Consider the following 17,735-nt stretch of genomic DNA (forward strand, 5'->3'; position numbering starts at 1 on the left):
TTTATTTTATTAAGAGGGAGATTTGTGAACAACTTCTCAAAATTGGGTTTTATCTTAGCGGCTTTGGGCAGCTCGATTGGTTTGGGGCATATTTGGCGCTTTCCTTACATGGCGGGCACAAGCGGGGGAGGTGGGTTTGTGCTGTTGTTCTTGGTGTTGGCACTCACGGTGGGGCTAGCCATGCTCATTGCTGAAATGGTGATCGGCCAAAGCACGCAAACCGATGTCGCCTCGGCTTTTGAGCAGCTTAGCCCCCAAAGCTCCAAAAAATGGAGATACGCGGGGATTGTACTCTTTACAGGCCCCATCATTTTATCTTTTTATGCGATTGTCTTAGGCTGGGTGTTTTACTATTTAGTGGGGGTGAGTTTTAGTTTGCCCGCAGATATCCACGCCTCTAAACGAGTGCTTGTGGGTTTAGAAAACTCCGTAGGTAAGCAAGTAGCGGGCTTGAGCTTCACGCTTGCTCTCACTGCTTGGATTGTTTCAAGGGGGGTGAAAGATGGGATTGAAAAGCTAAACTTCGTTTTAATGCCCTTGCTCTTCATCATCTTTTTTGGCCTGCTCTTTTATGCGAGCACACAACCCTCCTTTAAGCAAGCTGTCAATTTTATGTTTGGGGTGCGTTTGGCCGACATCAACCACAAGGTTTTTATGAATGCTTTAGGGCAGGTTTTCTTCGCCTTGAGCATTGGCATTGGCATCAACATCTCCTATGCTTCTTCGACCGATTCTAAGCAAAATCTCTTGCAGAGCGCATTTTGGGTGGTCGTGCCCGGGGTTGTGATCTCTCTTGTGGCGGGCTTGATGATTTTTACTTTTGTGTTTGAGTATGGCGATAGCCCCACTGAGGGGGCAGGCCTCATCTTTGTGTCCTTGCCTGTGGTCTTTTACAAAATGGGCTGGATGGGCAGCGTGGTTTTTATTTTGTTCTTGTGCGCTTTGGCCTTTGCAGGGATCACCTCCACCATTGCGCTTTTAGAGCCACCCGTGCAGTATCTCGTCGATCACAACTATTCTCGCCCTAAGGCGACTTGGCTGACAACTTTAGCCATCTACATTTTGGGCGTGATTCTCGTCTTTTCCCTAAATAAAATCTACAAGCCCCATTTGAGCATCTTCCATAAAGATTTATTTGAATTGGCAGATTTTCTCACCACTTCAGTTTTAATGCCTCTGGGTGGGCTTGTGTCTGTACTCTTTGTGGGTTGGGTCATTGGCAAAGACAAGTTGCGCCAAATCACCGCCCACTTTTTGAGCAGTGGTCTTTTTGCCTTTTGGCTTTTTTTAGTAAGATACATTGCCCCCTTGGTGATTTTAGTGATTTGGGCGGTGAAAATCATGCAGGGGTAGAGATGGGATTTTCTAAACTCGGCTTTATCCTAGCCACTTTGGGCAGTTCGATAGGTTTAGGGCATATTTGGCGTTTCCCCTATATGGCAGGTGAGTGTGGCGGTGGGGCGTTTGTCCTGCTCTACTTGGGGCTGACTTTGACTTTGGGCGTGGCGATGCTCTTAGCGGACATGCTCATTGGCAATTTGGGGCGCAAGGACATGGTGTCTTGCTACCAACACCTAAACACGAGGCATAAAAAACTTTGGGGCTTTAGCGCGGTCTTTTTGTTAGGGGGTCCCATCATCTTGTCTTTTTACACCGTGGTTTTGGGTTGGGTGTTGTTTTATTTGGTGAAAGTGAGTTTTGCTTTGCCCCAAACTTTAGAAAGCTCCAAGACATTGTTTCAGAACTTAAGCTCTGTAGATTTATTTTGGCAAATTGTGGGCTTTAGTGTGTGGCTGTGGCTCACCGTGTGGATTGTGTCTAAGGGAATCAAACAGGGGATTGAGAAGTTGAGTCTGTGGTTAATGCCCCTCTTGTTCTTGGTATTCATCGGTTTACTTTTTTACGCCATGTCTATGCCTAGTTTTTCTAAAGCTTGGCATTACATGTTTGCCTTTGACAGCTCTAAAATCACTCTCGGAGTTTTGATGGATGCTTTGGGACAGATGTTTTTCTCTTTGAGTTTGGGCGTGGGTACCATCACCACTTACGCCGCCTTCACAAAGTCTAATGAAAATCTTTTGGGCAGCTCTTTATGGGTGGTTTTGCCTGGGATTTTCATTTCTTTGGTTGCCGGGCTGATGATCTTCACCTTTATTTTTAAATTCAACGGCACACCCGCTCAAGGCGTGGGGTTGGTGTTCATCTCTTTGCCTTTAGTTTTCCACCAAATGGGCTTCACCGGTTCTATCGTGGCGCTGTTTTTCTTTCTCGCCTTGATCTTTGCGGGCATCACCTCCACCGTTTCGCTCTTAGAACCCACCGTGCTTTACCTCACAAATCACTTTAAGCACAGCCGGACCAAAGCTTGTGTCTTTGTAGGGGGGCTTACTTATCTTTTAGGGTTGCTGGTGATCTTCTCCATGCATAAAGACTACAGCCATGCGCTCAGTTTTTGGGGTAAAAATGTCTTTGAGTGGGCGGATTTTAGCACTTCTACTGTGTTGATGCCCTTGGGAGGCTTGTTTTCCTTGCTCTTTTTAGGGTATTTTATGGACAAAAAGCGGATCTATAAGTCAAGCAAACGCTTTTTGAGTCGGTTTTGGTTTTTGTTGTGGTTTTTTAGTGTACGCTTCGTTGCGCCTGTGGCGGTGCTGTTGATTTTAATGTTGCAATTTAAAAAAAATGCGTAGAGTTTTTCTACTGCTAAGCCTATTTGGTGCGCTCAAAGCCGATAACCGCTTGAGTCCCACACAGATCAAAAACAAAGGCATCACCACCACCACCTATCAAGATTTTTACAAGCCTTGGTACTATGGCTTCAAAAACAGCTGGGAAGTCGCCCCCAGAAAGCCCAAGAAACACAATGTCTTTTTAGACTTGGCAAAAAAATACCTAGAGATCATCGATTATCGGGGCACTTATTTTATGCCCGTTTATTACAGCTTCACCCCCATTTACCAATGGTACCACCCCGACATCAACCGCTACCAGCCAGTGGATTTTAAATTCCAAGTGAGTTTTAAAGTCCCCGTGATCCGCAACTTCCTTTACACAAGGGGAACGCTCTATCTGGCCTACACCCAAACCAACTGGTTTCAGATTTACAATAACCCCCAAAGCGCGCCCATGCGCATGGTCAACTACATGCCAGAGCTCATCTATGTTTATCCGCTCAAAATCCCTCTCTTTAAAGAGAAATGGGGGACTTTTACGGAGTTTTGGATCGGCTGGCAACACATTTCTAACGGCATTGGGGGTAGGCAGTGCTTCCAGCCCTATCGCGATGGGAATGCCCTTGGGCCCTTTCCCGGAACGCCCGTTCACATTACAGAAGAGAACAAGAAAGTCATCGTGCAGGCGGGGGGGCTTGATGGAGGATGTCGCTCAGTGAGTGCAGGGCAACGCCCCGTGTTCCACTTGGTGTGGCAAAAGGGCGGGCTAAAACTCAATGTCGCCTATTGGCCCTACATCCCCTATAACCAATCCAACCCCAATCTCATAGACTACATGGGCTATGGCAACGCTTGGATAGACTACCGCCGGGGCCGCCACCACTTTGAAATGCGCATCTACGACCTTTTCACGCGCTATTGGGAGTTTAAGGATTGGCACGGGGCGATCCGCTTGAGCTACACATTTAGGATCAACCCCTTTGTGGGGCTTTATGTCCAATACTTCAACGGCTACGGGGACGGGCTGTATGAATACGATGTCTTCTCCAACCGCTTAGGTGTGGGGATTCGCCTCAACCCCTAGTTTTTAAATAGTCCCTAACATTGTCAATTGTGGCCATGATGAGCTTTTTAATCGTGTCCCCGTAACCCCACGCAATGTGGGGGGTGAGCAATAGCTTACTTTGGATCGCGGGGTTTAAAAAGGGGTGATTAGAACGCATAGGTTCTTGCTCTAACACATCGGTGGCGTAGTAAAAATCCCGCGTTTCTAACTCTTTTGCCACCGCCTCTTCATTGACAATCCCCCCCCGCCCCACATTGATTAAAATGGCTTTTTCTTTCAAGAGTTGTAACTCAGGCGCGTCTATGAGATTGTGCGTTTGGGTGTTTAGGGGGGCGTGGATAGAGATCACATCGCTTTCTTGTAAGAGATTTTTTAAGGGCTTCTGGGGGTAAGTGGCATCGTTGTTGCGCCCACTTGTGGAAGTGTAGCTCACATGAGCGCCAAAGCTCGTGGCAATCCTGGCCACATTTTTACCAATGTTGCCAAGCCCAATGATCCCCCACTCTTTGTTTTCTAAGGACATCAAATCCTTGTTAAAGTGGGTGAAAATCTCGCTCTTGCAATACTCCCCGCTTTTAGAGTAACGATCGTAATAAGGCATGTTAGAGAGCAAGGTCAGAGCAAGGGCAAAGGTGTGCATGGTCACGCTGTGCGTGGAGTAATCCACGACATTTTTAATGGCAATGCCCAGCTCTTTAGCCACCTCCAAATCAATCATGTTCATGCCCGTAGCCGTGATGCAAATGCATTTGAGCTTAGGCAATTTTCTTAAGAGTTCTCCGCTCATCTGCACCTTGTTTAAAATCACAATCTCAGCATCTTTGCATCTCTCAAGCACCAAATCCTGTGGTGTGCCCGGGTAAGATACCAACTCCACAAATTCACTCAAAGCGTCTAACTTATTCTTGCGTCCCAAAGAGTGCGCTTCTAAAAAAACGGCTAGAGGTTTCATTGGAAAATCACCATGCTAGGGTCAATGCTATCCCCATAAACAGGTTTTAAAGTGGCGTTGTAGGCCTCCTTCATAAAGCCCTCTTTGGTGAGTTTGTCTATCTCGTTATTGAGCCACTCTAAGAGCTCCTTATGCCCCTTTTTGACCGCTGGGGCGATCACATCTTGATCGCCAAGACTAGGAATGCCCACCTTAAACTCGGGGTTCTTTTTCACCCACGCCAAAAGAAGCGTGTTGTCGTGGGCTAGGGCGGGGGCACGATTGTCTTTTAAAGCTAAAAAGGTTTCGGTGTTTTGGTCGTATTTGAGTAAGGATATGTTAGGGTAGTGCTTGGAAAAATAAAAGTCTGCCGTTGTGCCTTTATTGACAATCAAGGGCTTGCCCTTTAAGTCCTCAATGCTTTTAATGACTCCATCCTTAGACACCACACCCAAAGCGACTTTCATGTAGGGTTTGGCAAAGTCCACCACTTCAGCCCGTTCTTTGGTCTTGGTGAAGTTTGCCATAATGATGTCAACCTTATTTGCCTTTAAAAACTCCACCCGCGCGGCTGCCTCCACAGGGATAAACTGCACCTTGCTCGCATCACCGAGTAAGTCCTTAGCTATACGCCTAGCGATATAAACATCAAAGCCTTGAAATTGCCCCTTGCCGTCCATATACCCAAAGGGGGGCTTGTCGCTAAACACCCCCACTTTCAACACCCCCCGTTCTTTAATGCTGGCTAGCGTGCCCTCCTCGGCTTGTGCCTTGTGATCCGAGCAACCCATAAAGCCCAAGATCGCCACAAAAAACAGGCTAAAAATCTTAAACAAGCGCACAACATCTCCTTAAAATAAAAATCCTCCTAAAAGCTTAGAGCATAGCACCAAAAAACTAACAATCCCCTAAAAAGTGGAAAATTTCTAGGAATTTTTGCGCCCGAGCCGATTGTGGATTCTCAAAAAACTCTTTGGGCTTGGCTTGCTCCACCACCACCCCCTCATCAAAAAACACCACCCTATGCGCCACCCTTCTAGCAAACTTCATCTCATGCGTAACAATCACCATGCTCATCCCCTCATCAGCTAGCTCTAAAATCACCTCGAGCACTTCTTTAACCATTTCGGGGTCAAGGCTGGCGGTAACTTCATCAAACAACATCACTTCAGGTTGCATGCATAAAGCCCGCACAATGGCGACCCTTTGTTTTTGCCCCCCGCTCAATTCTCTAGGGTAGGCTTGCATTTTATGCGCTAAACCCACCCGCTTTAAAAGCGTGTGTGCTTGTTCGCTCACTTCTTCTTTAGCCCGTTTTTGCACTTTCATGGGAGCCAATAAGATATTTTGCAACACACTTAAATGGGGGAAGAGCTCGTAATTTTGAAAGACCATGCCAATCTTTTGGCGCACTTTGCCCCAATCCTTGCTGTGTGCGATTTGCTCCCCATTAAACAGGATTTGCCCGCCTTGAATCTCTTCTAATCCGTTCAAGCACCGAAGAAACGAACTTTTGCCACACCCGCTCGCTCCCAAAATAACCACAGCCTCCCCCCTCTCTAAGCTAAAATCAATGCCCTTGAGCACTTCATGGTCGCCATAGCGTTTTTGTAAGTTCAGGGTTTGCAAGATCGCCATTTAACCTCTATTGTGTTGGTATTTTTTCTCTAAGTATTGGCTTAGGTAAGATAGGGGGTAGCACAGCGCAAAGTAAAGGATAAAGATCAGTCCATAGACAAAAAAGCTCGCATGGGGCATGTTGATTAAATTGACTTCTATGATTTGCTGCCCGACTTTGAGCAGATCAATCGCCCCAATGAGAGAGATTAGGGCGGTGGTCTTAATCATCCTTGTGAAGAGATTCACGCTTGCGGGCAGTAGGGCTAAGAGGGCTTGGGGGAAGAGAATGTAAAAAGTGGTTTGTAGGGGCTTTAGCCCTAGAGCGGTTGCGCTCTGTGCTTGGTGTTTAGAGATGGAGCTCAAAGCCCCCCTTGTTAAGTCCATCATCTCGGCTGCTCCCCACAGACTAAAGACCACCACCCCCGCCATAAATGCCTCAATGTGTAAATCAAAGAGCGCAGCCAAGCCAAAATACACGATAAACAACCACGCCAAAAGCGGGACAATCCATACCGCCTCTAAATACACCCGGCACACTAATTTAGCCCCCACCCCCAAAAGCCATCAACACCCCCAAGCTAAGCCCCCCACCAAAGAGAAAACGATAGAAATGAGGGCTAGAGCTAAAGTCGTGGCTAGCCCCTCAGCCAAGCGGGCCAAGTTATCGGCACTAAAGAGTTGCAACAGTTCTAGCATGCTTTTTGCTTATAGTACCGCTCTAAGAGCACAAACAGCCCGCTTAAGGGCAACAACACGACCAAATAAGAGAGTACTAGTAAAAGCAACGCCTCGTTTGTCTTGTAGTAAATGCCGATTAGATCCTTTGCCACAAACATTAAATCCGCCAGAGCAATTGCGCTCACCACGGAAGTTTCTTTGAGTAAGAAAATCACATTTGCACCCAAAGATGGCAAAGAAATCGCCAAACTTTGGGGCAAGAGCACAAAGCGCAAACTTTGCCACCTAGACAACCCCAAACTCAAAGAGCTTTCAAACTGCACCTTGTTGAGTGCCTTTAGCCCTAGTAAAAAGCTCTCTGCCATATATGCCCCGCCCAAAAAGATCACCCCGAGCACGGCGCAAGCAAGCGCGTTCAAAGTTAGCCCCACTTCGTGCAAGCCGTAATACAAAAAGAAAAGCTGAATGAGTAAGGGGGTGTTTCGGGCCAACTCGGTGTAGCCCTTAGCCAGACTAGCTAAGAACTTGGGCTTAAAGAACAGACACAAAGCCACGAGAAAGCCCAAAAAGCTCGCCCCCAAAATGCCAAAAAAGGAAATTTCAAGCGTGAGGGCGAGCCCATGTCCAAATAGGGGCAGAGCATGGCGCACAAACTGCCAATCTAAATCCAAACCACAACCTCCCGCAAACTTAAAGTCTGCTAAAAGGCTCTATCTTAGAGAAATAAGCTAAGGGCAGGCTTAAAGCCTAGAGAGCCATTTTCTCCATCAAGTGGAAATTCATGTAGCGGTAAATCTCCTCCTTGCGCTCGGTGAGCTTGTGCGCCACTAGGTCTAAATACTCTTTGGGCGTGGGGATTTTGCCAAGCAGGGCACACACCGCCCCCAGCTCGGCACTGCCTAAATACACCTGCGCACCCTTGCCCATGCGGTTGTCAAAATTGCGCGTGGAGGTGGAAAAGACCACCGCATTATCTCTAACCCTCGCTTGATTGCCCATACACAAACTGCAACCCGGGACCTCTGTGCGCGCGCCTGCTGCCCCAAAAATCGCAAAGTAGCCCTCTTTAATGAGTTGTTGCTCGTCCATTTTAGTGGGCGGTACAATCCAAAGGCGGATAGGCGATGCTCCCGCTCCCTTGACAATCTCGCCAAAGGCTCGAAAATGCCCAATATTTGTCATGCAGCTGCCGATAAACACCTCATCGATCTTTTGGGGGCGTTTGGGGTTGCTCAATATTTCGCTCAATGCCGCCACATCATCGGGGTCGTTAGGGCATGCCAAAATGGGCTCTGTGATTTCGTTTAAATCAATCTCAATCACCGCGGCGTATTCAGCATCTGCGTCTGGCTCAAGCAAAGTGGGGTTATTGATCCACTCTTGCATTTTGGCGGCGCGCCTTCGCAGGGTTTCTTTGTGCTCATAGCCACTTTCTATCATTTGCTCGATGAGCTTAATATTTGAGCTCAAATATTCAATGATGGGCTCTTTATTTAGGCGCACGGTGCAAGCGGCGGCACTTCTCTCGGCACTCGCATCGCTGAACTCAAAAGCTTGCTCGATTTTAATGTCGCCTAAACCCTCGATCTCTAAAATCCGCCCATTGAAGATATTTTTCTTGCCCTTTTTCTCCACGGTCAATAAGCCTTGCTTGATGGCGTAGTAAGGAATGGCATTCACCAAATCCCTTAAAGTGATCCCCGGCTGCATTTGTCCCTTAAAACGCACCAGCACAGACTCGGGCATGTTTAAGGGCATCGTGCCCGTAACAGCGGCAAAGGCGACTAACCCACTGCCGGCAGGAAAACTAATGCCGATAGGAAAACGGGTGTGGCTATCTCCGCCCGTGCCTAGCGTGTCGGGTAGCCCCATGCGATTAAGCCATGAGTGGATGATGCCATCTTTAGGTTTTAAAGCCACGCCCCCCCGGCTGGTGAAAAACTGGGGCAAGGTGGCTTGCAAACTCACATCGGCGGGTTTGGGGTAGGCGGCGGTGTGGCAAAAGGATTGCAACACAAAATCGGCTTCAAAGCTAAGGCTGGCAAGTTCTTTGACTTCATCCCTTGTCATCGCCCCTGTGGTGTCTTGGCTGCCCACAGTGGTGGTGATAGGCTCACAGTAAGCCCCGGGGCGCACCCCCTCAAGCCCACATGCACGCCCCACCATTTTCTGCGCTAGGGTGTAGCCTTTGTTACTATCAAGGGGTTGCTTTGGGCTCGCAAAGACACTAGAAGCCTCTAAGCCCAAAAACTTACGGGCTTTGTTGGTTAAGCCCCGCCCGATAATGAGCGCAATGCGTCCGCCCGCTCTAAATTCATCGGCTAGGGTGGTGGGTTCTAGGTTAAAGCGACTCACCACCTGCCCTTGTTTGCAAATCTCGCCCTTGTAAGGATAGACTTGGATGATGTCGCCCTCATGCAGGTCTTTGACATCGGCGATTAGGGGTAATGCCCCGCTGTCCTCACAAGTGGCAAAGAAAATTGGGGCAATCACCCCCCCGATCACCACGCCCCCCGTGCGTTTATTTGGCACAAAGGGGATGTCTTGGCCAAAGTGCCACATGATAGAGTTGGTCGCGCTTTTACGCGAGCTACCCGTGCCGACCACATCGCCCACATACACCACCGGTATGCCCTTAGATTTGGCTTTTTCTAACCTTTCGTGCGTGTTTTCAATGCGGTTTTTCAACATGGCATTGGCGTGTAGGGGAATGTCGCTGCGGGTGAAGGCATCGCTAGCCGGGCTCAAATCGTCCGTGTTGGTTTCGCCATCGATTTTTAGCACGCACAGCTCGAGTTTTTCGGGCAGGGCGGGTCTGTTTAAAAACCACTCAGCATTTGCCCACGACTCTAAAACCTCTTTGGCTAGGGCGTTGGTTTTGCTTAAGCTGGCGATCGTTTCAAAAGAGTTATAGACAAGCAGGGTGGATTTCAACGCTTGGCACGCCTCTTTAGCCACCTGTGCATCGCCGCTTTGCAGGGCTAAAATCAAGGGAGCGACATTGTAACCGCCTAGCATGGTACCTAAATAGCGCACCGCCTCTAGGGGGCTAAAATGCGGGCATGTGCATTTTTTCAATGCCACTTGCCCGAGAAACTCGGCTTTGACCTGTGCGCCCTCATCGACCCCGGGGCTCACGCGGTGGATCAATAAATCCTTGACAAAAGCGCATTCATCGCTATTTTGTGAATGCATTAAAATCTCCACAACGCTTTGGACTTGTTTAGCACTCAAGGGCAGAGGGGGGATATGCTCTTTTGCCCTCTCTTGCAGGGCTTTTTGGTATTCATCTAAGAAATGCATAAAACTCCTTTTGGGGATAATGTTTTTGAGTATATAATAACTTCTATGAATTTTTGACCCAACTTAAGTCCGTTTGTGGCTGTGAGGGATGAGATTGTGTAAAAAGGTTTGGCATGCGTTTTGGCAAAATCGACTATTTAAATTTACTCCCCTTTGACATCTTCATCAAGGGCTACCCCACGCCCTCAAGTTTTAAACAATGTTTAAACCACAGAAAATCCTATCCAGCTAAACTGAATAAGGACTTTTTCCTGCGGCGCATTGACGCAGGCTTCATCTCCTCTTTGGCTGGCTATGCGTCTTGGCGCAAAAAGCAGGTAACGCCCTGTGCCATCATTGGCAATGCAAAGGTGTTGAGCGTACTTGTGCTGTTGCAAGAAAAAGAAGGCATAGACACACAATCGGCGACTTCTAACGCCCTCTGCCAAGTCTTGGGGCTTAAGGGGCAAGTGTTGATCGGAGATAATGCCTTGCGTTTTTACTACAAACCACAGCCCAAGCCCGAATTTGTGGATTTAGCCACGCTGTGGCATCAAAAAACAGGCTTGCCCTTTGTCTTTGGGCGTTTCTGCTACCAAGCACATGGAGCATTTTACCAAGAAATGGCAAAAGCCTTTTATAAAAGACCTGTGAAAATCCCCCACTATATCCTGGAGCAGAGGGCAAAGATGAGCGGACTCACAAGGGCGCAAATTTTGCACTATTTAAAGCACATTTTATACAGAGTGCGCCCCAAAGAAGAGTTTTCTTTGCGCTGTTTTTACCGCCAAGTGCGCCTAAAAAGGGCCACAAGGCCTAAGCGTTTTTAGGGCGAAACATCAATTCCACAAGCCAGCTTAAAACTCCGAGCACATAAAAGGCCAATCGGGCTTGGTTGCACCGCTCTACCTGAAAAAGTGTGTGTGCACTCAAGAGAAAGACCAAAATCCCCGCCCCCAAGACCCATAAGTTCGTGTACTCGTAAAGCCCAAAGCAATGGGGGCGTTTTGCAAGCAAGTAGAGCAACCACACCAGCCCCATACAAAATAAAGAAAAATCCCCCAAAGCTAGCCAGCTAGAGTCTAAAAGATAGCTTTGTAACCCAGAAGCGAAGATGAAAAACAAGCAGGTGTTGAGCGATGGAGCAAAAAAGAGCAGGACTTGAGCTGGGGGGGTTTCCTGCCACTTGAGTAGAAACCGTCCCAGCCCCAAAACCACAAAGGCAATAAAAAAGAATAAGGAGAGTAAAAACCCCCCAAGCAGGCTTAGTGTGGGGGGGTGCAAGCACAGATAAGAAAACCCCACACAGCCCAAAAGTGCCGCAATTTGCGCCAGCCAAAAGCCCTCTTTGTGCCATAAGGAGCGCAATAGACAAACCAAAGACAGCACAGTTCCACACAAATAAAAGCCCCAAATTAGAGGTTTGTAAAAGCCCTTGTTTAAAATGCCAAAGAATTGCGAAAAAGATTGGCTAAAGCTTGCGCACAGCAGAGCCAAAGCCGTGATCACAAAGAGCACAAAAAAGAGCGATGAGAGCACCATTTGGTAAAGGTTGGGTTTTTTCATCAATAATTTTTGCTGATGAAACTTTGCACACCATCGGCAATCCCCTTGGCTAGCCATTGCTCGTAGCGTTTGTCTTGGATTCGTTTGGACTCTTTGGGGTTGGAGTTGTAGCCAATTTCTATCAAAATGGATGGCATTAACGCCCCAGCCAGCACCCAAAAGGGTCCCTCGCGCACGCCCCCATCCACCACGCCTTTGTAGTGTTGGCGTAACTTGCTTAAAATGCCAAATTGCACATCAATGGCAAGTTTATTCGAAATGATGAGCCTTTGGGAGTTGAGCGAGTTCAAAAACGAGAGTTTGGAGAAATAGTCCATGACTTTAACATCGTCTTGGTTTTCTTGCTCGGCGACCTTGCGTGCCCGCTCACTTCTAGCCGTGGAGAGAAAATAGGTTTCTATGCCCTCGGGGTTTGTGGTGGCGTTTTTGGGGATAGAATTGGCGTGTATGGAGATGAACAAATCGGCGTTCTTGTCGTTGGCAAACTCCGTGCGGGCTTTCAAGCTGATATAAACATCTTTTTTACGAGTCATATAGACTTTATAGCCCTGTTTTTGCAACTCTTGTTGCAAATCTTTTGCCACAGCCAGCACTATGCGCTTTTCACAAACATGGTTTACGCCTAGTGCACCGCAGTCATGCCCGCCATGCCCGGGGTCGATCACAACTTTAAACTGTTTCAATTCTTTAGGGTTAGGCTCTAGTGCTCTTATATTTTGGCGCACTAATGGGTGGGTTTGGATCAAGATATACAAGTGTTCGTGCGCAATTTTATAGCTGTAAGTGGTGTTTTTATTCCAAGCGATCCAAATTTGCGCATACTTGCGGTGGGTGATTTTAATCGAAGTTTTGTTCGCAAAGCGGTAGCGTCTGGGTGGTAGTAGCAGCTGGGCTTTCACTTGCAACAAAGTTTTAAAGTGAGAAAGACGGGTTTCTTTCACCACACGGTGGTTGATGGGCTGGTTGAAGGTGATTCTCAAAGAGCTCACCCCAAAGGGTACAACATCCATGATTTTGAGCACATGTGCACCCAAGGTGGCGCAAAAAAGACAAAGTAAAAAAAAACAGCGCACCTCTAGCCTTGAGTCAGCTCTTGCACGAGTTCGTGTACGCTGATGATTTTTTCAATGCGATACCCATTAGCCCCCGTAAAATACAGCCCCTCTGCTCTATTGCCTTGATGGGCACGCCCTAAACCATCGGCGATGCAATAGCCCACATTACGGGCCTCTTCGCCCCGATTGCAAGGGTTCACGCAATTACTCACGCAGGCAATCTTGGGGGCGTTGCCCTCTTTAATGCGCTCTAAAACCCCTGTGTTGATGGCGCGGGCTGGGTAGCCCACAGGGGATTTGATGAGCAAAATATCTTCTTTTTTAAGGGCGGGCAAAATTTCGGCATAGGCTTTGGCATCACACTCTTTCGTGCCTAAAAATCTCGTTGCCATTTGCACCCCACTCGCCCCTAAATCTAGCATTTTGTCTATGTCTTTGCGATCCCAAATGCCCCCAGCGGCGATGACAGGGATATCTCCCCACTCTTTAGCCGCTTCCACAATCCCGGGGACCAAATTTTCTAGCTGAAATTCTTCTTTAAAGCAGTCCTCATACTTGAAGCCCTGATGCCCTCCACTCAAAGGACCCTCCACAATCACAGCATCGGGGACTTTCTTATAGCGCGCGCTCCAGCGTTTACAAATGATGTGCAAGGCTTTCACTGAAGAGATGATAGGGATGAGTGCGACATTGGGGAAGTCCTTGGTGAATTCGGGCATGTTTGTGGGCAAGCCCGCCCCCGTGATGATGACATTCGCCCCCGCTTCGCAAGCATCTCTTACGACCCGTCCATACTCATTGATGGCGTGCAGGATATTTGCCCCCAAGGGCTTGGACCCACAGATTTTACGGGCGTTTTTAAAGATTTCATTCAGGGCTTGTTTGGAATAGAAATTTAAGGCCTCAAAGGGTTTTTTTGCCACGATCTTTTCAACAAAGCGCATGTTTTTATAATAGCCTGTGCCCACCGCCGAGATCACACCCAGCACGCCCTCTTTAGCGGCACTGCCCGCCAATTCGTCCCAACTAATCCCCACACCCATGCCCCCTTGAAAAATGGGGTATTGGATGGTGTGTTTGCCGATTTTGAGCGGTTTTAATGTGGAAATCATGTGTCCTACTTTAGTGGATGATGGCTTTTAAAAATTTTCTTTTACCGACCTGCACAACATAAGTGCCCGAAGAAAAGTGATATTGCTCGTCCAAGAGTACCTCTTGATCGATCTTCACGCCTCCGGCCTTGATGTCGCGTCTGGCCTGGGAAGTGGAGGGGCTTAAACCTGCCTCTTTGAGAACTTGGGCAATCCAAACCCCTGTGCTAAACTCCATTTGCGCCAGGTCGCTTGGGATTTGTTTTTGGCTAAAGATGAGATCAAAGGCGGCTTTGGCTTCTGCGGCTAATTCTTTAGAGTGCAAACGAGCGGTGATCTCTAGGGCTAGGTTTTCTTTGACGGCTTTGGGGTGTAAAACCCCCTTTTCTACCCCCCTTTTAAGCGTGGCAATTTCTGCGCTCGTTTGGCTGCTTAAAAGCTCGTAATACCTCCACATTAAGGCATCGCTGATGCTTAAAAGTTTGGCATACATACCCTTAGGCTCTTCGCTCACCCCGATGTAATTACCCAAACTTTTACTCATTTTCGCCACGCCATCTAAGCCCTCAAGTAAGGGCATGGTCAACACACTTTGCTCTTTAGACAGTCCATAGGCCCTTTGTAAAAACCGCCCTACGAGTAAGTTAAACTTTTGGTCGTTGCCTCCAAGTTCAATGTCGCTCTGCAGTGCCACAGAGTCATAACCTTGCAAAAGCGGATACATGAACTCAACCATGCTGATGGGTTTTTTCTCTCTGTGGCGTTTCTCAAAATCATCTCTTTCCAGCATTCTAGCCACTGAAAATTTAGAAGTCAATACCAGCAAGCCATCCGCGCCCAGTGGACGCAACCACTTGGAATTGAAACACACATCAGTTAGGGCAGGGTCTAAGATTTTAAAGACCTGTTGCTCGTAGGTTTTGGCATTAACCAAAACTTCTTCAAAGCTTAGGGTTTTTCTCGTTTCGCTCTTGCCACTAGGATCGCCAATGGTCGCCGTGAAATCCCCGATCACAAACTGCACCCTAGCCCCGTGTTTTTGCAAAGTGGCAAGTTTATTCAAAAGTACGGCATGCCCCAAGTGTAAATCAGGGGCGGTGGGGTCAAAGCCTGCCTTTGCGCTGAAGCGCTCCCCTGTGGCGTAGAATTTTTCCACTAAACTTTGCAAATACTCTAAGCCGATGCACTCGCCCATGCCCCTTGTGATGTCTGCCATCGCCTCTGTAACGCTCATATCCATCCTTTAATCCTGATAGGCATCTTTGATGCTGCTAAATTCTGTCAAGCGGTCCTTGTACTTCTGGGTGAGAATCTCGTTAAACTCTCCGATCTCTCGTTTGCCCGTGTATTCGAATAAAATTTCACAACTTGTAGAGTACTTCCCGTGGCTGGCGTACTGCACCTTGACAATGTCGCAACTATTTTTGATTAAAAAATTCAACACTTGTAGCAAGCTGTCCTTGGCACTGCCTATATAAATAATGATTTTAAACAGCTCGCGCTCTTTCTTGCTCCAACTGATAAACACCATTGGCAACCCGACATCAATGTCGCTGTAAGCATTTTTGCAGACTTTTGTATGCACCACGACTTTATGCTCTTTGGCTTTGGGCATGATCGCCACGATGTCGTCGCCTTTTTTGGGGTGGCAACAATCATTGAACAGCACTTGTCTGATTTGTATATTGGGGTTAGTGTAGACAATGAAATGGTCTAAATCGCATTTCTTGAGCCCGATGTGCGAGGTAGACAAACCTAAAACACGCCCAAATTTAAATTGCATGAGGTTTTTCATGAAAAAGCCAAATTGTTTTGGCTCGGGGTGGTGGTGGGGGTTTGGGTGTCTTTGCACCTTCTCTTGGATTTGCTCCACAAGCTTTTTCACCCCCTCTATGCTCTTAATGGCTTCGCTCAAACCGATCTTCACGCCATGTTCGGTGAGCTTTTTCTCAAAGGTGGCGTATTGCTTTGGCCCGATGTCTGGTCTAAAAATGGGGGTTTCAAAGATGGTGTTTAGGATATTCACCATGGTTTTGGCATCGATCTCTTTTAAGCGGTTCTTTTGTAGGCGTTCTAAATGGTTTTTAGCCCTTGTGGTACGCAACTGGTTGATCCAAGTGAAACGGGGGTTACTCGTGTCGCCCTTGATGATCTTCACCACATCCCCACTTTTAAGCTTCACATTCAACTTAACCTCGTTGTTGTTGACAAAGGCCGTTTTGGCCTTGTCGCCTAGTTCGCTGTGGATCATGTAAGCAAAGTCTAGCGCGATGGACTCGGCGGGCAATGTGTAGCTGTCCCCACTGGGCGAAAACACCGTGATGTCCTCGCGATACAGCACATCGCTTTGCACCAGCTCGTAAAACTCTTGGGGGTTTTCTTGAGACTCCTCGCTTTGGTATTGCAAATTGTGCAGCCATTTTAAATGCTCGCTCTCCACGCCCCCAGCTTTATATTTCCAGTGCGCCGAGTTGCCATACTCTGCCCCCAAGTGCATGTCAAAAGTGCGGATTTGGACTTCATAAATGCTCGATTCATCAAAGATGGTCGTGTGGATCGTTTGGTAGCCGTTTTCTTTAGGCAAGGCGATGTGGTCTTTAAAGCGCGACACAATGGGTTTAAAGCGCAAGTGCACGATGCCTAAAATTTTATAGCACTCCAAAGGGGTTTTTACCAGCACCCGCACCGCCATGAGGTCTAAAATCTCGTCCTTGTTCGCCGCCCCTTTTCTTTGCATTTTTAAATAAATGGAGTAGGGGCGCTTGATGCGCGTGGCGATTTTAAAATCCCCCTCGCTAAAGCCAGCCTCATAAAACATTTTTTCTAACTTGCCGGCAAACTGATTGAGCTTTAAAAATAAGGCCTGTTTGCTTTGCTCTAGGTAGTTTTGAATGCCTTTATACTCTTGGGGATAAATGTAGTAAAAACATTTATCCTCCAATTCATTTTTAATCGTGGACATGCCAAGGCGGCTAGCGATGGGAGCGTAAACGGCCATGGTTTCTTTAGAAATGCGGATTTGTTTGTCTCTGGGCAAAGCATCTAAAGTCAGCATATTGTGTAAGCGATCGCTGACCTTCACCACTAAGGCCCTAGGGTCTTTAATGGCACTGACTAAAATTTTTCTAAAGGTCAGGGCGGTTAAGAGCAAATGGGGGTTCTCAGGGTCAAAGGCAAGCTCTTCTTTGCGGATTTCTGTGATTTTGGTGAGCGCGTCCACTAAATTAGCTACATCTTCGCCGAATTTATCTAGGATTTCTTCAAGGTTGCAAGGCGTGTCCTCCACGACATCGTGCAAGAGAGAAGCACACACCATCGCCTCATCCCCTCCACAGAAAGCCACAATACAAGCCACGCTGATCGGGTGGGTGATGTAGGGCGCACCGCCCTTGCGCTTTTGCCCCTTGTGATAGCGGGTGGCTAAGTCTAGAGCTTCTTGGATTTTTGGGGTGATGATGGTGGTGTTTTTTAAGACATTAAACGCCTCATCGGGGCTCGCAATGTCCTTAACGAGTTCTAAAATTTCGCCTAATCTGCCATAGTGGGGCGATTTAGAATCTCTCATCAATGTAGTCAAGACCGATCTTCCCCTCTGCAATTTCGCAAATGGCAATATCGGTGGGCTTGTGGGTTTTGACATCCATCGCCACAAGGGGTTGCACCCCAGCACCTAGCTGCTTGACCCGTGAAAAGATCAAATTAGAGAGAATATAGCGGTCGCCATTGACTTTGTCCAAAGCCTTCGCCACGATTTCTTCTGTTCGCATCTGTCGT

At 47.7% G+C, this 17,735-nt stretch carries 15 protein-coding genes and 1 pseudogene; 4 read left to right on the plus strand and 12 right to left on the minus strand.

What is annotated here, in order from left to right; genetic code table 11:
* Nucleotides 1-24: 24 nt before the first annotated feature.
* The 3 genes from K6J72_RS02240 to K6J72_RS02250 are packed head-to-tail and all read left to right on the plus strand — an operon-like array spanning nucleotide 25 to nucleotide 3,756.
* The gene (locus K6J72_RS02240; protein WP_221280266.1) at nucleotides 25-1,353 is read left to right on the plus strand and encodes a sodium-dependent transporter; all 1,329 of its coding nucleotides are present in this window, start codon (nucleotides 25-27) and stop codon (nucleotides 1,351-1,353) included.
* A 2-nt stretch (nucleotides 1,354-1,355) separates the two neighbouring features.
* Nucleotides 1,356-2,690: a sodium-dependent transporter gene (locus tag K6J72_RS02245; RefSeq protein WP_221280268.1), complete on the plus strand. Its 1,335-nt coding sequence runs from the start codon at nucleotides 1,356-1,358 to the stop codon at nucleotides 2,688-2,690.
* A complete protein-coding gene (locus K6J72_RS02250; protein WP_221280270.1) occupies nucleotides 2,683-3,756 on the plus strand; it encodes a phospholipase A in 1,074 nt (357 codons plus the stop codon). The genes K6J72_RS02245 and K6J72_RS02250 overlap by 8 nt, the downstream gene beginning before the upstream one ends.
* Here K6J72_RS02250 and K6J72_RS02255 read toward each other — a convergent pair.
* The 6 genes and pseudogenes from K6J72_RS02255 to acnB form a co-directional block, all read right to left on the minus strand.
* Nucleotides 3,746-4,690, minus strand: a complete 945-nt coding sequence (locus tag K6J72_RS02255) for a D-2-hydroxyacid dehydrogenase (RefSeq protein WP_221280272.1) — start codon at nucleotides 4,688-4,690, stop codon at nucleotides 3,746-3,748. The genes K6J72_RS02250 and K6J72_RS02255 overlap by 11 nt on opposite strands.
* The gene (locus tag K6J72_RS02260) at nucleotides 4,687-5,460 is read right to left on the minus strand and encodes a cysteine ABC transporter substrate-binding protein (RefSeq protein WP_221281059.1); all 774 of its coding nucleotides are present in this window, start codon (nucleotides 5,458-5,460) and stop codon (nucleotides 4,687-4,689) included. The genes K6J72_RS02255 and K6J72_RS02260 overlap by 4 nt, the downstream gene beginning before the upstream one ends.
* A gap of 106 nt (nucleotides 5,461-5,566) precedes the next feature.
* Nucleotides 5,567-6,307: an amino acid ABC transporter ATP-binding protein gene (locus K6J72_RS02265; protein ID WP_221280275.1), complete on the minus strand. Its 741-nt coding sequence runs from the start codon at nucleotides 6,305-6,307 to the stop codon at nucleotides 5,567-5,569.
* Nucleotides 6,308-6,985, minus strand: a pseudogene (locus K6J72_RS02270) (amino acid ABC transporter permease).
* On the minus strand, nucleotides 6,979-7,638 hold the full coding sequence (locus K6J72_RS02275) for an amino acid ABC transporter permease (RefSeq protein ID WP_221280277.1): 660 nt from the start codon (nucleotides 7,636-7,638) through the stop codon (nucleotides 6,979-6,981). The pseudogene K6J72_RS02270 and the gene K6J72_RS02275 overlap by 7 nt, the downstream one beginning before the upstream one ends.
* 76 nt (nucleotides 7,639-7,714) lie before the next feature.
* A complete protein-coding gene (gene acnB, locus K6J72_RS02280) occupies nucleotides 7,715-10,270 on the minus strand; it encodes a bifunctional aconitate hydratase 2/2-methylisocitrate dehydratase (protein WP_221280279.1) in 2,556 nt (851 codons plus the stop codon).
* A 113-nt stretch (nucleotides 10,271-10,383) separates the two neighbouring features.
* On the opposite strand from acnB, the gene K6J72_RS02285 reads away from it, so the two are divergent.
* Complete coding sequence (locus K6J72_RS02285; protein ID WP_221280281.1) at nucleotides 10,384-11,079, plus strand: MqnA/MqnD/SBP family protein; 696 nt, start codon at nucleotides 10,384-10,386, stop codon at nucleotides 11,077-11,079.
* Here K6J72_RS02285 and K6J72_RS02290 read toward each other — a convergent pair.
* From K6J72_RS02290 to K6J72_RS02315, 6 genes are all read right to left on the minus strand, one after another.
* The gene (locus K6J72_RS02290) at nucleotides 11,066-11,815 is read right to left on the minus strand and encodes a hypothetical protein (RefSeq protein ID WP_221280283.1); all 750 of its coding nucleotides are present in this window, start codon (nucleotides 11,813-11,815) and stop codon (nucleotides 11,066-11,068) included. The two genes, K6J72_RS02285 and K6J72_RS02290, sit on opposite strands and share 14 nt — an antisense overlap.
* Nucleotides 11,815-12,825: an N-acetylmuramoyl-L-alanine amidase family protein gene (locus K6J72_RS02295; protein WP_221281061.1), complete on the minus strand. Its 1,011-nt coding sequence runs from the start codon at nucleotides 12,823-12,825 to the stop codon at nucleotides 11,815-11,817. The genes K6J72_RS02290 and K6J72_RS02295 overlap by 1 nt, the downstream gene beginning before the upstream one ends.
* Before the next feature lie 65 nt (nucleotides 12,826-12,890).
* The gene (locus K6J72_RS02300) at nucleotides 12,891-13,982 is read right to left on the minus strand and encodes a nitronate monooxygenase (protein ID WP_221280285.1); all 1,092 of its coding nucleotides are present in this window, start codon (nucleotides 13,980-13,982) and stop codon (nucleotides 12,891-12,893) included.
* A 10-nt stretch (nucleotides 13,983-13,992) separates the two neighbouring features.
* On the minus strand, nucleotides 13,993-15,195 hold the full coding sequence (gene tyrS, locus K6J72_RS02305) for a tyrosine--tRNA ligase (RefSeq protein ID WP_221280288.1): 1,203 nt from the start codon (nucleotides 15,193-15,195) through the stop codon (nucleotides 13,993-13,995).
* A 9-nt stretch (nucleotides 15,196-15,204) separates the two neighbouring features.
* Nucleotides 15,205-17,529, minus strand: coding sequence for a RelA/SpoT family protein (locus K6J72_RS02310; RefSeq protein WP_430886745.1), 2,325 nt, complete (start codon nucleotides 17,527-17,529; stop codon nucleotides 15,205-15,207).
* Nucleotides 17,513-17,728 (minus strand): DNA-directed RNA polymerase subunit omega, encoded by a 216-nt coding sequence (locus K6J72_RS02315; protein ID WP_221280289.1) that lies wholly within the window; start codon nucleotides 17,726-17,728, stop codon nucleotides 17,513-17,515. Before K6J72_RS02315 ends, K6J72_RS02310 begins: the two co-directional genes overlap by 17 nt.
* Between the last annotated feature and the right edge of the window lie 7 nt (nucleotides 17,729-17,735).

It is taken from the genome of Helicobacter sp. NHP19-003, assembly GCF_019703305.1.
Taxonomy (GTDB): domain Bacteria; phylum Campylobacterota; class Campylobacteria; order Campylobacterales; family Helicobacteraceae; genus Helicobacter; species Helicobacter gastrocanis.

Coding starts and splice junctions, on each gene's coding strand:
- K6J72_RS02245 (WP_221280268.1), top strand. CDS start 1,356: ATGGGATTTTCTAAACTCGGCTTTATCCTAGCCACTTTGGGCAGTTCG.
- K6J72_RS02250 (WP_221280270.1), top strand. CDS start 2,683: ATGCGTAGAGTTTTTCTACTGCTAAGCCTATTTGGTGCGCTCAAAGCC.
- K6J72_RS02255 (WP_221280272.1), bottom strand. CDS start 4,690: ATGAAACCTCTAGCCGTTTTTTTAGAAGCGCACTCTTTGGGACGCAAG.
- K6J72_RS02260 (WP_221281059.1), bottom strand. CDS start 5,460: ATGGGTTGCTCGGATCACAAGGCACAAGCCGAGGAGGGCACGCTAGCC.
- K6J72_RS02265 (WP_221280275.1), bottom strand. CDS start 6,307: ATGGCGATCTTGCAAACCCTGAACTTACAAAAACGCTATGGCGACCAT.
- acnB (WP_221280279.1), bottom strand. CDS start 10,270: ATGCATTTCTTAGATGAATACCAAAAAGCCCTGCAAGAGAGGGCAAAA.
- K6J72_RS02285 (WP_221280281.1), top strand. CDS start 10,384: ATGCGTTTTGGCAAAATCGACTATTTAAATTTACTCCCCTTTGACATC.
- K6J72_RS02290 (WP_221280283.1), bottom strand. CDS start 11,815: ATGAAAAAACCCAACCTTTACCAAATGGTGCTCTCATCGCTCTTTTTT.
- K6J72_RS02295 (WP_221281061.1), bottom strand. CDS start 12,825: ATGGATGTTGTACCCTTTGGGGTGAGCTCTTTGAGAATCACCTTCAAC.
- K6J72_RS02300 (WP_221280285.1), bottom strand. CDS start 13,982: ATGATTTCCACATTAAAACCGCTCAAAATCGGCAAACACACCATCCAA.
- tyrS (WP_221280288.1), bottom strand. CDS start 15,195: ATGAGCGTTACAGAGGCGATGGCAGACATCACAAGGGGCATGGGCGAG.
- K6J72_RS02315 (WP_221280289.1), bottom strand. CDS start 17,728: ATGCGAACAGAAGAAATCGTGGCGAAGGCTTTGGACAAAGTCAATGGC.